This window comes from Micromonospora sp. NPDC050495 (genome assembly GCF_040655175.1).
Lineage (GTDB): Bacteria > Actinomycetota > Actinomycetes > Mycobacteriales > Micromonosporaceae > Micromonospora.
In genome coordinates this window covers 57073-70883 of the sequence record NZ_JBFAJK010000024.1, presented here as the reverse complement: position 1 = coordinate 70883, position 13811 = coordinate 57073, and the positions used below count along the sequence as shown (strand labels likewise).

The following is a 13811-nucleotide window of genomic DNA, read 5'->3' as shown; positions in this document are numbered from 1 at the left end:
GAGACCCATGTCACCGGTCCCACCCCGCCCACCCCGCCCCCGCGCCCACCGCCTGCTCACCGCCCTGACTGCCCTGCTCACGGCGGCCGGACTGCTCGCACCGACCCCCGCCCGCGCGGCCGACCCGCTGCTGTCGCAGGGCCGCCCGACGAGCGCCTCGTCGGTGGAGAACGCCGGCAACCCCGCGACCAACGCGACCGACGGCAACGCGGGCACCCGCTGGTCCAGCGCCTTCGCCGATCCACAGTGGCTCCAGGTCGACCTGGGCGCCGCCGCCACCATCTCCCGGGTCGTGCTGACCTGGGAGGCGGCGTACGGCCGGGCGTACCAGATCCAGACCTCGACCGACGGCGCCGCCTGGACCACCGTCTACGCCACCACCAGCGGTGACGGCGGCACCGACGACCTCACCGTCAGCGGCACCGGCCGGTACGTGCGGATGTACGGCACCGCCCGGGCCACCGCCTACGGCTACTCGCTCTGGGAGTTCCAGGTCTACGGCAGCACCGGCGGCGGCAGCGGCTGCGACACCACCGGCAACGCCGCCCAGGGCCGCCCCGCCACCGCCTCCTCCACCGAGAACGCCGGCACACCCGCCAGTGCGGCGGTCGACGGCAGCACCGGCACCCGCTGGTCCAGCGCCGCCGCCGACCCGCAGTGGCTCCAGGTCGACCTGGGGAGCGTGCGGACCCTCTGCCAGGTCGTGCTGACCTGGGAGGCGGCGTACGGCCGGGCGTACCAGATCCAGACCTCGACCGACGGCGCCGCCTGGACCACCGTCTACGCCACCACCACCGGCGACGGCGGCACCGACACCCTGACCGTCACCGGCAGCGGCCGGTACGTGCGGATGTACGGCACCGCCCGGGCGACCGCCTGGGGCTACTCGCTGTGGGAGTTCGCCGTGCACACCTCCGGAGGGGGGACCATCCCCGGCGGCGGGTCGCTCGGACCCAACGTCATCACCTTCGACCCGTCGATGTCCGCCGCCACCATCCAGGGCCAGCTCGACGCGGTCTTCCGCACCCAGGAGTCCAACCAGTTCGGCACCCAGCGGTACGCGCTGATGTTCAAGCCCGGCGACTACTCCGGGATCAACGCGCAGATCGGCTTCTACACCTCGATCATGGGCCTGGGCCGGAACCCCGACGACGTCCGCATCCACGGCGACATCACGGTCGACGCGGGCTGGTTCAACGGCAACGCCACCCAGAACTTCTGGCGCTCGGCGGCCAACCTGGAGGTCTTCCCGTCCGCCGGGTTCACCCGCTGGGCGGTCTCCCAGGCCGCGCCGTTCCGCCGGATGGACATCCAGGGCGACCTCAACCTCGCCCCGAACGGCTACGGCTGGGCCAGCGGCGGCTACATCGCCGACAGCCGGGTCACCGGCGTCGTGCAGCCCTACTCCCAGCAGCAGTGGTACACCCGGGACAGCAACGTGGGCGGCTACCTCAACGCGGTCTGGAACATGACCAACTCCGGGGTGGTCGGCGCGCCGGCCACCAGCTTCCCGAACCCGGCGTACACCACCCTCGCCCAGACCCCGGTCAGCCGGGACATCCCGTACCTGTACCTCGACGGGGCCGGCGCCTACCAGGTCTTCGTCCCGTCCACCCGGACCAACGCCGCCGGCGCCTCCTGGCTGGGCGGCGCGACCCCGGGCACCTCGATCCCGCTGAGCCAGTTCTACGTCGCCCGCCCCGGCGACTCCACCGCGACCATCAACGCGGCCCTGGCCCAGGGCCTGAACCTGCTGTTCACGCCGGGCGTCTACCCGGTGACCGAGACGATCGCGGTGACCCGTCCGGGCACCGTGGTGCTCGGTCTGGGCTTCGCGACGCTGATCCCGCAGAACGGGGTCACCGCCATGTCGGTCGCCGACGTCGACGGGGTGCGGCTGGCCGGCCTGCTCTTCGACGCCGGCCCGGTCAACTCCCCGGTGCTGCTCCAGGTCGGGCCGGCCGGCGCGACCGCCCGGCACAACGCCAACCCGACCTCGATCCAGGACGTCTTCTTCCGGATCGGCGGCGCGGGCCCCGGCAAGGCCACCACCAGCCTGGTGGTGAACCAGCACGACGCCCTGATCGACCACATCTGGGCCTGGCGGGCCGACCACGGCAGCGGCGTCGGCTGGACGGTGAACACCGCCGACACCGGCCTGATCGTCAACGGCAACTACGTCACCGCGCTCGGCCTCTTCGTCGAGCACTACCAGCGGTACGAGGTGATCTGGAACGGCAACAACGGCCGGACCATCTTCTTCCAGAACGAGCTGCCGTACGACCCGCCGAGCGCGTCGGCCTGGATGAACGGCTCGATGGTCGGCTACGCGGCGTTCAAGGTGGCCAACCCGGTCACCGCGTTCGAGGGCTGGGGGATGGGCAGCTACTGCTACTTCAACGTCGATCCCACCATCGCCGCGTACCACGGGTTCGAGGCGCCGACCGCGGCCGGCGTCCGCTTCCACGACCTGCTGACCGTCTCGCTCGGCGGCAACGGTTCGATCACGCACGTCATCAACGACACCGGCGGCACCGCGCAGGGCACCGCCACGGTGCCGGTGAACCTGGTCAGCTATCCGTGACCCGGTCCGGGTGGCGGCGCGTCCCGCGCGCCGCCACCCGCGCTGTCCGACCGGACGGGCCTCCAGTCGCGTCGGTCGCGGGGCCGGACGACCGGGCACCGGCCAGCGGCCTGGTCGCCGCGAAGCCGGCCAGCGCCGCGTAGATCCGGGCGGAGTCGACCAGGGCGGAGAAGTGCGAGGCGGAGTTGCCGCCCCGGTAGCGGGTGGGAATCTCCACCTGTTCGATCGGCCACCCGTCGCGGACCGCGTGCAGCAGGACGTTCATCTCGTACTCGAAGCGGCTGCCCGGGATCGCGGCGAGCCGGTCGAGCAGCCGCGCCGGGTACGCCCGCAGCCCGGTCTGGGTGTCCCGCAGCGGGCAGCCGGTGGCCAGGTGGAACGCCTCCCGGGTGACCGCGTTGCCGAACCGGCTGCGCAGCGGCACCTCGCCGGCGAAGCGGCGCACGCCGAGCGTCAGCGCGCCGGTGTCCCGCATCCGCTGCGCGACGAGCCTGACGTCGCCGGCCCGGTGCTGCCCGTCGGCGTCCACGCACACCACGTCGCGGCCCGGGTGGTGGCTGGCCACGTACCGGAAGCCGGTCTTGAGCACCACGCCCTTGCCCCGGTTGACCCGGCGGCGCAGCACGGTGCAGCCCCGCTCGCGGGCCGCCGCGAGCACAGCCGTCGCGCCCGGGCCGCTGCCGTCGTCCACGACGACCGGATGCCCGTCCCGGCCGGCGTCGGCCAGGTCGTCGACCAGACGCAGCAGATCCTTGCCCGGCTGGTACACCGGCACCAGAACGATCACCGAACCTCCCGCGCGTCGAACGCTCCGGCGGCCCCGGCCGCCGTCGTGGATCAGCTCCACCGATCGACGTCCGTCCTACCCGGAGCGCCGGGCGGCCAATCACCGCGGCGCGCGGGCGCCCGCCGCGAGGTCTCGCCTCGTCCGAAGCCGCCACGCCGTCGACCGCCCGCAGGGGCGACACACCGGGCCGCCGCCTGTCGAGCTGACCGCTCACCCGGCCGGCGACCGGCGGCGGGCCGGGGCGCTACCGCCGGGTCCAGCCGCTGAGCAGCCGCGCGGAGCGGGCGATGCCGCGCTCCCGGCGCAGCAACCCGGCCGGGGTGTGCACGCCGAGGTAGCCGAGCCGGGCGGCGGCCCGGATCACCCGCTCGCGACGCCGGGCCCGACCGGTGGCGGTGTCCGCCGCCGCGACCTCCAGCAGCGCCGCGCCGGACAGGCGCAGCGCCTTGCCGGCGAGGAACCGGATCCGGGGCAGGTGCCAGGGGTGCGACACGAGGCCGAGGGGGCGCGCCGGGTCGAACTCGTGCCCGGCGAGCAGGCCGTCCTCGACGGTGTGGACCAGGTTCTGCAGGGTGGTCCGCGAGCGGGTCTCGGCGTGCAGGTCGGCGTACCGGTCCAGGCCGGCGGCGCGGGCCCGGGCCAGCATGAGGTCGGCCTCGCGGCACCCGGCCGGCGGGCAGGCCGCTTCGGGGATGCCCAGTGGCCACCCGCCGGTGAAGACGACGCGGGGCAGGGCGGCGCGGCGGAACTCGGCGGCGTGCGCCGTGACGTACGCGACGGCCGCCCGGGTGCGCGCCTCGCCCTCGGCGGTCAGCCGGTGACCGTGGCCGTCCGCCACCACGCCGCAGCCGAAGACCAGCAGCACCGTGGCGGTCGGTGAGGTCATCCCCCCACCGTACGTGCGGCTCAGTCCTCGTCCGCCTCGGGTGGCCAGGGTGGCTCGCCGACCCCGGTGATCCGCACGCCGCCCCACGGGTCGACCTCGGCCAGCCGGGCCCGGCAGACCCGCTCGCCGACGCGTACCGGCACGTCGCGGCGGCCGGAGCGGAGCAGCCGGACCATCCGGGGGTCCGGTTCGATCCGCCCGGCCCAGTGGTAGCGGCCGTCGACCGGTTCCCAGCGGGCGGCCGCGTGCAGCCGTACCGCGGTGTCGGCGACCCACGCCGGGCCGTGGTAGCTCACCGGTCGACCGGTTCGTGGGCGCGGGCCAGTTCGGCGGGCAGGTCGGCGCCGCGCCGCACCCCCTCGATGCCGCTCCAGAGCAGGGTGGTCAGGTAGTCGGTGAGGGCCTCCCGGCGGATCGGCTGGCCGTGCGTGGTCCACCAGTCGCCGACCGCCTGCACGAAGCCGACCAGCCCGTACGCCCACGGCTCCGCGGGGCCGGCGTCCAGGCCGAGCGCGCGCAGCCGGTCCCCGATGGCCCGGGCCAGCCCGGCGGCGACCTGGCGGCTGGTGCCGGCGACCACCTGGTGGATGCCGGGGTGGCCGGCCTGGTGCATGAGGAACCGGTAGAGCGTCGGCTCGGACTCGATCACCCGCAGGTACGCGTCGATGGTCGCCTCGACCAGCGCGCGCTCCTCGCGGACCTGCTCGATGGCGGGGGCGATGCTGTCCACGACGCGGGTCGCCACCACCTCGCTGACCGCGAGCCAGAGCTGCGCCTTGTCCGCGAAGTACCGGTAGAGGACCGGCTTGGTGACGCCGGCGGTGGCGGCCACCTGGTCCATGTCGACCTGTGGGCCGTGGCGGAGCAGCGCCTGCACGGCGGCCCCGATCAGCTCCTGCCGCCGCTGCTCGCGGTGGCCGGCCCAGCGGTCCCGCCGCCCGGCGCGGGGCTCCCCGCCGGGGTCCGGGGCATTGACATCAGTGGAGGTGGGTCGCATGCTACCACTCGTAACAGTTACCCGAAGTTACGTCAATGGGGAGGGGTCATGGAGGGCACGTCGACCGGCTTCCCGCGCGAGGCCGTCGCCACCCGGCTGCTCGCCGCCTCGGTGCGCACCAGCTACGACCCCACCGTCGACATCGACTGGACGGCGCCACCCCGGCCCGACGCGTACTGGCTGCCGCCGCAGCGCAGCAGCCTCTACGGCACGGCCCTGTGGGAGGGGCTCAGCGAGGCACAGCGCATCGAGCTGACCAAGCACGAGGTGGCCAGCGCGGCCAGCGCCGGGCTGTGGTTCGAGACGATCCTCATGCAGATGCTGATCCGGCACTACTACGACGCCGACCCGACCAGCCGGCACGCCCAGTACGCGCTCACCGAGGTCGCCGACGAGTGCCGGCACTCCATCATGTTCGGCCGGCTCATCGAGGCGACTGGCTGCCCGGTCTACCGGGCCGACCGGGTGGACCACGCGCTCGGCCGCTGGCTCAAGGCCACCGCGACCGGGCCGCAGATGTACGCGGCCATCCTCATCGCCGAGGAGATCCTCGACGCCTTCCAGCGGGAGATCATGGCCGACGAGTCGTTGCAGCCGCTGATCCGGATGGTGTCCCGGATCCACGTGGTCGAGGAGGCCCGCCACGTCCGCTTCGCCCGGGACGAGCTGGCCCGCCAGGTCGAGTCCGCCGGCCCGGTCACGCTCGGCTACGCGCGGCTGGTGATCGGTCGGGCCGCGTACTCCATCACCCGCCGCCTGGTCCACCCCCAGGCGTACGCGGCGGTCGGCATCGCGCCCGAGGTCGGCCGGGCCGCGGCCCGCGCGAACCCGCACTGGCAGGCGACGCTGCGCTGGTCCGCGCAGCGGATCGCCGACCACCTCACCGAGCTGGGCCTGGTGGCCGGCCCGGGCCGACTGCTCTGGCGCCGCGCCGGCCTGATCGAGGGCTGAGGGCGACCGGCGGCGACCCCGAGGCGCCGCCGCCGGTCGCGGCCGTCAGGAGGTGGGGAAGCTGTCCGGGGTACGGATGCGGTTGCGCATGAAGTTCCCCGAGTCGGTGAGCACCGCGGTGCCGGCGTAGCTGCCGCCGTTGCAGGTGCCCGGCCGGAACGCGGCGCTGCCCTCGCCGGCGTCGGAGTACGTCCAGTTCGCATAGCTGATCTTCAGGCGGTCGAGCAGGTCGAGCCAGGTGGTGCTGCTGGCGGCGTCGACCGCGCCGTCACCGGTGTAGGTGACCGTGCCGAACTCGGTCACGAACAGCGGCAGCCGGGAGGCCGCCCGCTGCAGCTCGTTGCGGTAGGTGTCCTGGTGCGACGCCGCGTAGAAGTGGAACGTGTACATGATGTTGTCGGCCCGGACCGGGTTGTTGACGATCTCGTCGGAGTTGCCGCCCTCGGAGACGCCCAGCGACGACCAGCCTCGGGTGCCGACGATGACCACGGCGTCCGGGTCGTTGGCCCGGATCACCGGGATGACCTGCTCGGCGTAGTTCTTGATGGTGGACCAGCTCACGCCGTTCGGCTCGTTGGTGATCTCGTAGATCACGTTCTTCTTGGCGGCGTTGCGGGCCGACACCGCGGCGAAGAAGGTCTTGGCCCGGTCCAGGTTGTACATCGGGTCGCCGGGGGTCAGCGTGTGGAAGTCGATCAGCGCGTACAGGCCGCGCGCCTCCGCCTTGTCCACCAGCGTGTTGACCTGGCTGGTGAAGCCGGCCGGGTTGGTCTCGTAGCCCTTCTCCTGCACGTACATCGAGATGCGCAGCAGGTCGGCCTGCCAGTCGTTGGCGAGCGCGTCGAGCGAGGCGTCGTTGTAGCAGTTCGCGAACCACTGCAACCCGTGGGTGCTCATGCCGCGCAACTGGATCGGCCGGCCGTACTGGTTGCAGAGGCTGACCCCGCAGACCCGGAGCTGGCCGTTGATCGCCACCGGCGTGGTGCCGGTCGGTGGCGGGGGAGTGGTCGGCGGCGGGGTGGTCGGCGGGGGAGTCGTGGGCGGCGGAGTGGTCGGCGGCAGGGTGGTCGGCGGAGCGGTGGTGGGGCTGATCCCGCCGGTGCAGGTCGTGCCGTTGAGGGTGAACGCGGTGGGCGCCGGGTTCGCGGTGGTCCACGCGCCGTTGAAGCCGATCGTGGTGCTCGCCCCGCTGCCGAGCGCGCCGTTGTAGCTCATGTTCTGCGCGGTGACCGCGCTGCCGCTCTGCTGCCAGGTCGCCGACCAGCCCTGCGTGACGCGCTGGCCCGAGTCGGGGAAGGTGAAACCCAGGGCCCAGGCGCTCACCGGGTCGCCCAGGTTCTGGATGGTGAGGTTGGCGGTGAAGCCGCCCGGCCAGGAGTTGGTGGTGTAGGTGACGGCGCAGCCGGTCGCCGCCGCGGCGGTGGTCATCGGCAGCACGGCGGTCGCGGCCAGGGCGAGCGCGCCGACGGCGCCGCTCACGAGAAGGGTGCGCCGGGGCGGGCGCGGAATCGAGGACATGCGGGTCGTCCCATCTGCGGGGTGGGGAGTGGACGGTGCCCGTCGCGAACTCGCCCGGTGAGTCGGAACGGCGGCAGCCTCGGGAGCGCTCCCACGACGATAGAGGGGTGCGCCGCGCGGTGCAAGCTCGTCGATGTCCGCCGGGCCGCCGCCTGGTGGCGTGGTCCCGGCCGAGCCCGGCGGCGGGGCGGGTGGTGTCCACGCTCACGGGCGGCGTACCGTCCCGGTCTTGCGGTTTCTCGTCCGTAATGCATACGTCTGGGCGATACATCCATCGGCCGTTCGGTTGATAAGGCCGCAACCTTTGGTCTAGGGTGACTGGCACGACCGGTGCTTGGGGAGCACCAGTTCTCCTCGGACAGGAAGGGCAGCATGACCACGACGACCATCGCGCCGACGACCACCGAGGCGCACCGTGCGGCGGTGACCGGCGAGGAGACCCGCGCCAGCGAGCTGATCGCGGCCCTGGCCGCGCTGCCCGAGGGACACCCGGAGCGGCCGGCGCTGCGCAACCAGGTCATCGAGGCGTGGCTGCCGCTGGCCAACCACCTCGCCGCCCGCTACAGCGGCCGGGGCGAGCCGACCGGCGACCTGGCCCAGACCGCCGCCCTCGGGCTGATCAAGGCGGTGGACCGGTTCGACGCCTCCCGGGGCGTGGACTTCGCCGGCTTCGCCATCCCGACCATCCTCGGCGAGATCAAGCGGCACTTCCGCGACCGCACCTGGAACATCCGGGTCCCGCGCCGCCTCCAGGAACTGCGGCTGCGCATCTCCGAGGCGAACGGCACCCTCACCCAGACCCTCAACCGGGCCCCGACCGTCGCCGACATCGCCGCCCACCTCGACATCACCGAGGAAGAGGTGCTCGAGGGCCTGGAGGGCGCCCGCGCCTACAACGCCGTCTCGCTCTCCACCCCGATCGGCGACGGCGACAGCGCCACCGAGCTGGGCGACACCCTGGGCGCCGAGGACAACGAGTACGAGCTGGCCGAGCTGCGCGCCTCGCTCGGCCCCGCGCTGGCCACCCTCGACGAGCGCGAGCAGAAGATCCTCACCCTGCGCTTCTACGGCAACCTGACCCAGAGCGAGATCGCCGCCCGGGTCGGCGTGTCCCAGATGCACGTCTCCCGGCTGCTCGCCCGCGCGCTGACCAAGCTGCGCGGCCAGCTCACCGAGGCCTGATCCACCCCGGGCGGACCAGCCGCCCGGCACCCGCCTTCCGGTCCGGCGAGCGCTACCGCCTCGCCCCGGGCCCCACGCACCGCCACCGGCTCCCTCCGGTGGCGGTGCGTTTCTGTCCACCCGCCCGACGGCCCACCGGCTACCCGCCCGGCGCGCGGCGCAGCGGCCTCCCCGCCCGGCCCACCGGCCCACCCGCCCGGCGCCCGGGCCCACCGGCCCACCCGCCCGGCTGACCGGCCTGGCTTCCGGCTGCACCCGCCCCGCCGTCCAGCGGGCCGGGGCGGGCTTGTGCATACTTGCGCGGATGCAATCATTGCCGGGGGCCATCCGCCGCTCGGCTGTCAGTTTCGAAGGCGGTAGTGGTGGTCGACCAGACGATCCCGCGGCGACGCGAAGCGGCTCCGACGACCGGGGCGCCGGTGGCCGATCCGGGCCTGCGCCAACTGCTGGCCGGGCTCACCGCGGTACGGGACGGCGACTTCGGCACCCGGCTGCCGGAGGACGCCGACGGGCTGCTGGGCGAGATCGCCACCGTCTTCAACGGGATGGTGGACCAGCTCTCCCTGTTCACCTCCGAGGTGACCCGGGTGGCCCGGGAGGTGGGCACCGAGGGTCAGCTCGGCGGCCAGGCGGACGTGCCGGGCGTGTCGGGCACCTGGAAGGACCTGACCGACTCGGTGAACGCCATGGCCGGCAACCTGACCGACCAGGTCCGCGACATCGCCGAGGTGGCCACCGCGGTGGCCCGGGGTGACCTGTCGCAGAAGATCACCGTCGACGTGCGCGGGGAGATCCTGGAGCTGAAGGTCACCATCAACACGATGGTGGACCAGCTGTCGTCGTTCGCCGACGAGGTGACCCGGGTGGCCCGCGAGGTCGGCAGCGAGGGCCGGCTCGGCGGCCAGGCCGAGGTGCCGGGCGTGGCCGGCACCTGGCGTGACCTCACCGACTCGGTGAACTTCATGGCCGGCAACCTGACCAGCCAGGTCCGCAACATCGCCCAGGTGACCACCGCGGTGGCGCGGGGTGACCTGTCGCAGAAGATCACGGTCGACGCCCGGGGCGAGATCCTCGAACTCAAGAGCACCATCAACACGATGGTGGACCAGCTGTCGTCGTTCGCCGACGAGGTGACCCGGGTGGCCCGCGAGGTCGGCACCGACGGCCGGCTCGGCGGTCAGGCGCAGGTCAGTGGGGTCGCCGGCACCTGGCGTGACCTGACCGACTCGGTGAACTCGATGGCGGGCAACCTCACCGACCAGGTCCGCAGCATCGCCCAGGTGGCCACCGCGGTGGCCCGGGGTGACCTGTCGCAGAAGATCACCGTGACCGCGCACGGCGAGATCCTGGAGCTGAAGAGCACCATCAACACGATGGTGGACCAGCTCTCGTCGTTCGCCGACGAGGTGACCCGGGTGGCCCGCGAGGTCGGCACCGAGGGCCGGCTCGGCGGCCAGGCCGACGTGAAGGGCGTCTCCGGCACCTGGAAGGACCTGACCGAGTCGGTGAACGTCATGGCGGACAACCTCACCGCCCAGGTACGCAGCATCGCCGAGGTCACCACCGCGGTCGCGAAGGGCGACCTCACCCAGAAGATCCGGGTGGATGCCCGCGGCGAGATCCTCGCCCTGAAGGAGACCATCAACACGATGGTCGACCAGCTCTCCGCGTTCGCCGACGAGGTGACCCGGGTGGCGCGGGAGGTGGGCACCGAGGGCCGGCTCGGCGGCCAGGCCCGGGTCTCCAACGTGGCCGGCACCTGGAAGGACCTGACCGACAACGTCAACGAGATGGCGAACAACCTCACCAACCAGGTGCGGTCCATCGCGTTGGTCGCCACCGCCGTGGCCCAGGGCGACCTGAGCCGGCAGATCACCGTCGAGGCCAAGGGCGAGGTCGCCGTGCTCGCCCAGACCATCAACACCATGGTCGGCACGCTCGGCGCGTTCGCCGACGAGGTGACCCGGGTGGCCCGGGAGGTGGGCACCGAGGGCCGGCTCGGCGGCCAGGCCCGGGTGCCCAACGTGGCCGGCACCTGGAAGGACCTGACCGACAACGTCAACTCCATGGCGAACAACCTCACCGGCCAGGTGCGCAACATCGCCCAGGTGACCACCGCGGTGGCGCAGGGCGACCTGACCAAGAAGATCGACGTCGACGCGCGCGGCGAGATCCTGGAACTCAAGACCACCATCAACACGATGGTCGACCAGCTCTCCAGCTTCGCCGCCGAGGTGACCCGGGTGGCCCGGGAGGTCGGCAGCGAGGGGCGCCTCGGCGGTCAGGCCGAGGTCGAGGGCGTCTCCGGCACCTGGAAGCGGTTGACCGAGAACGTCAACGAGCTGGCCGGCAACCTCACCCGCCAGGTGCGCGCCATCGCCGAGGTGACCAGCGCGGTTGCCACCGGCGACCTGACCCGCTCGATCACCGTGGACGCCTCCGGCGAGGTCGCCGAGCTGAAGGACAACATCAACTCGATGGTGGAGTCGCTGCGCGAGACCACCCGGACCAACCAGGAACAGGACTGGCTCAAGACCAACCTGGCCCGCATCTCCGGCCTGATGCAGGGCCATCGGGACCTGGAGGTGGTCGCCGGGCTGGTGATGAACGAGCTGGCCCCGCTGGTCTCCGCGCAGCTCGGCACGTTCCTGCTGGTCGACGACGGCCCCGACGGCCGAGGGCTGCGGGTGGTCGGCGGGTACGGCCACGACGCCACCCGCCGCCGGTTCGCCCTCGGCGACTCCCTGGTCGGCCAGGCCGCCCTGAGCAAGCGGGCCATCGTGGTCGACGCGGTGCCGGCCGACTACGTCACGGTCTCGTCCAGCCTGGGCGCCGCCGCGCCGCTGCACCTGATGGTGCTGCCGATCCTCTTCGAGGACCAGGTGCTCGGCGTCGTCGAGCTGGCCGGGATGGGCCGGTTCACCGAGATCCAGCGGGACTTCCTCGAGCAGCTCACCGAGACCATCGGCGTCAACGTCAACACCATCGTGGCCAACGCGCGGACCGACGTGCTGCTCACCGAGTCGCAGCGGCTCGCCGCCGAGCTGCGGACCCGCTCCGAGGAGTTGCAGGCCCGCTCGGAGGAACTTCAGCGTTCCAACGCCGAGCTGGAGGAGAAGGCCGCGCTGCTGGCCCGGCAGAACCACGACATCGAGACGAAGAACTCCGAGATCGAGCAGGCCCGCCAGGAGCTGGAGGCCCGGGCCCAGCAGCTCGCGCTCGCCTCCAAGTACAAGTCCGAGTTCCTCGCCAACATGAGCCACGAGCTGCGTACCCCGTTGAACTCGCTGCTCATCCTCGCGCAGTTGCTGGCGCAGAACCCCAACCGCAACCTCACTCCGAAGCAGGTCGAGTACGCCACCGTCATCCACTCGGCCGGCGCCGACCTGCTCCAGCTCATCAACGACATCCTCGACCTGTCCAAGGTCGAGGCCGGCAAGATGGACATCAACCTGGAGACGTTCGAGCTGTCCACGCTGCGCGACTACGTCGACGCCACGTTCCGCCCACTCACCACGCCGCGCGGCCTGGAGCTGGACCTGATCACCGGCGCGGACGTGCCGGACCGGCTGCACACCGACGAGCAGCGGCTGCGGCAGGTGCTGCGCAACCTGGTCTCCAACGCGGTCAAGTTCACCGAGCAGGGGCGGGTGCAGCTGCGCATCGAACGGGCCCGGCCCGAGGAGCTGCCGGCGGAGATGCCACCGGCGGAGACGGTCATCGCGTTCCGGGTCATCGACACCGGCATCGGCATCGCCGAGCAGCACCTGACCGCCATCTTCGACGCGTTCCAGCAGGCCGACGGCACCACCAGCCGGCGCTACGGCGGCACCGGCCTGGGGCTGTCCATCAGCCGGGAGATCGCCCGGCTGCTCGGCGGGCAGATCACCGCGGCGAGCGTCCTGGGCCAGGGCAGCACCTTCACGCTCTACCTGCCCAGCACGGTCACTGGCCCGCTGCCGGCCGAGGGCGTCAGCAGCCCGGCCCCGGTCAGCGAGGCTGCCATGGCGGTGGACGCCCAGCGCTGGGTGGCGCAGCAGCAGCGACGGGTGCTGGTGCTCGAATCGCACGAGAAGGGACTGCTCACCCTGCTGGCCCGCGGCGTGGCCGCGGAGACCGGCGGCCCGGTCGAGGTGACCACCGCGGTGGACGTCGAGTCGGCGGTCGGCATGCTCGCCCGGCACCGCCACCACCTGCTCGTGGTGCAGCTCGACCCGGCCGACGAATACGGCACGGCCCTGCTCAAGGCGCTGCACGAGCACCCCGGCCTGCGCGGCCTGCCGGTGCTGGCGTACCACGGGCAGCCGCTCGTGGGCGGGCAGGACACCCTGCTCCAGGGGATGGCTGCGGACCGCCCGCTGGAGCTTCTCGGCAGCCTGGACGAGCTGCGGGAGCGCATCGTGCTGCACCTGACCGCGGACGCCCCGGAGCGGGTGCCGTCGTTCCCGTCCCCGGCCGGCGACCGCAGCCCGATTGCCGACCCGGTCGTCCGGGAGCTGAGCGGCCGCAAGGTGCTGGTGGTGGACGACGACGCGCGCAACGTCTTCGCCCTGACCAACATCCTGGAGCTGCACGGCATGGACGTGGTCTACGCGGAGAACGGCCGTAAGGGCGTCGAGACGCTGATGCGGCACGACGACATCGACCTGGTGCTGATGGACGTGATGATGCCCGAGATGGACGGGTACGCGGCCACCGCCGCGATCCGCGCCATGCCCCGCTACGCCGACCTGCCGATCATCGCGGTCACCGCGAAGGCGATGCGCGGGGACCGGGAGAAGAGCATCTCCTCGGGCGCCAGCGACTACGTCACCAAGCCGGTCGACGCGGAGGACCTGCTCACCTGCATCCACCGCTGGCTGACCAGCTGACCCGGATCCGGCCGCACGGGGCTGGATTTGCGTCA

At 72.7% G+C, this 13811-nt stretch carries 9 protein-coding genes; 4 read left to right on the top strand and 5 right to left on the bottom strand.

Annotated features, from left to right (window positions below; all coding sequences use genetic code 11):
- Positions 1–7: 7 nt before the first annotated feature.
- Positions 8–2584 carry a discoidin domain-containing protein gene (locus tag AB0I11_RS22200; protein WP_357323495.1) on the top strand — a complete coding sequence of 859 codons (2577 nt, stop codon included), beginning with the start codon at positions 8–10 and terminating at the stop codon, positions 2582–2584.
- Here AB0I11_RS22200 and AB0I11_RS22195 read toward each other — a convergent pair.
- From AB0I11_RS22195 to AB0I11_RS22180, 4 genes are all read right to left on the bottom strand, one after another.
- Complete coding sequence (locus AB0I11_RS22195) at positions 2571–3371, bottom strand: glycosyltransferase family 2 protein (protein WP_357323492.1); 801 nt, start codon at positions 3369–3371, stop codon at positions 2571–2573. The two genes, AB0I11_RS22200 and AB0I11_RS22195, sit on opposite strands and share 14 nt — an antisense overlap.
- Before the next feature lie 244 nt (positions 3372–3615).
- Complete coding sequence (locus AB0I11_RS22190; protein ID WP_357323489.1) at positions 3616–4257, bottom strand: YdcF family protein; 642 nt, start codon at positions 4255–4257, stop codon at positions 3616–3618.
- A gap of 20 nt (positions 4258–4277) precedes the next feature.
- Positions 4278–4553 (bottom strand): DUF4873 domain-containing protein, encoded by a 276-nt coding sequence (locus tag AB0I11_RS22185; RefSeq protein WP_046563948.1) that lies wholly within the window; start codon positions 4551–4553, stop codon positions 4278–4280.
- The gene (locus tag AB0I11_RS22180; protein WP_046563947.1) at positions 4550–5254 is read right to left on the bottom strand and encodes a TetR family transcriptional regulator; all 705 of its coding nucleotides are present in this window, start codon (positions 5252–5254) and stop codon (positions 4550–4552) included. The genes AB0I11_RS22185 and AB0I11_RS22180 overlap by 4 nt, the downstream gene beginning before the upstream one ends.
- Positions 5255–5302: 48 nt before the next feature.
- Between AB0I11_RS22180 and AB0I11_RS22175 the strand changes: the two genes are divergently transcribed.
- Positions 5303–6205, top strand: a complete 903-nt coding sequence (locus AB0I11_RS22175; RefSeq protein WP_357323484.1) for a diiron oxygenase — start codon at positions 5303–5305, stop codon at positions 6203–6205.
- Between the two features lie 45 nt (positions 6206–6250).
- Here the strand turns inward: AB0I11_RS22175 and AB0I11_RS22170 are convergent, their stop codons facing one another.
- On the bottom strand, positions 6251–7723 hold the full coding sequence (locus AB0I11_RS22170; RefSeq protein WP_357323481.1) for a cellulase family glycosylhydrolase: 1473 nt from the start codon (positions 7721–7723) through the stop codon (positions 6251–6253).
- A 372-nt stretch (positions 7724–8095) separates the two neighbouring features.
- On the opposite strand from AB0I11_RS22170, the gene AB0I11_RS22165 reads away from it, so the two are divergent.
- Complete coding sequence (locus tag AB0I11_RS22165) at positions 8096–8905, top strand: SigB/SigF/SigG family RNA polymerase sigma factor (protein WP_357323479.1); 810 nt, start codon at positions 8096–8098, stop codon at positions 8903–8905.
- A 362-nt stretch (positions 8906–9267) separates the two neighbouring features.
- On the top strand, positions 9268–13776 hold the full coding sequence (locus AB0I11_RS22160; RefSeq protein ID WP_357323476.1) for a HAMP domain-containing protein: 4509 nt from the start codon (positions 9268–9270) through the stop codon (positions 13774–13776).
- The last annotated feature ends 35 nt before the right edge of the window (positions 13777–13811 follow it).

Bases quoted from the DNA above. Each gene is read 5' to 3' on its own strand.
- AB0I11_RS22170 (WP_357323481.1), bottom strand. From the start codon at position 7,723: ATGTCCTCGATTCCGCGCCCGCCCCGGCGCACCCTTCTCGTGAGCGGC.
- AB0I11_RS22200 (WP_357323495.1), top strand. From the start codon at position 8: ATGTCACCGGTCCCACCCCGCCCACCCCGCCCCCGCGCCCACCGCCTG.
- AB0I11_RS22175 (WP_357323484.1), top strand. From the start codon at position 5,303: ATGGAGGGCACGTCGACCGGCTTCCCGCGCGAGGCCGTCGCCACCCGG.
- AB0I11_RS22180 (WP_046563947.1), bottom strand. From the start codon at position 5,254: ATGCGACCCACCTCCACTGATGTCAATGCCCCGGACCCCGGCGGGGAG.
- AB0I11_RS22165 (WP_357323479.1), top strand. From the start codon at position 8,096: ATGACCACGACGACCATCGCGCCGACGACCACCGAGGCGCACCGTGCG.
- AB0I11_RS22190 (WP_357323489.1), bottom strand. From the start codon at position 4,257: ATGACCTCACCGACCGCCACGGTGCTGCTGGTCTTCGGCTGCGGCGTG.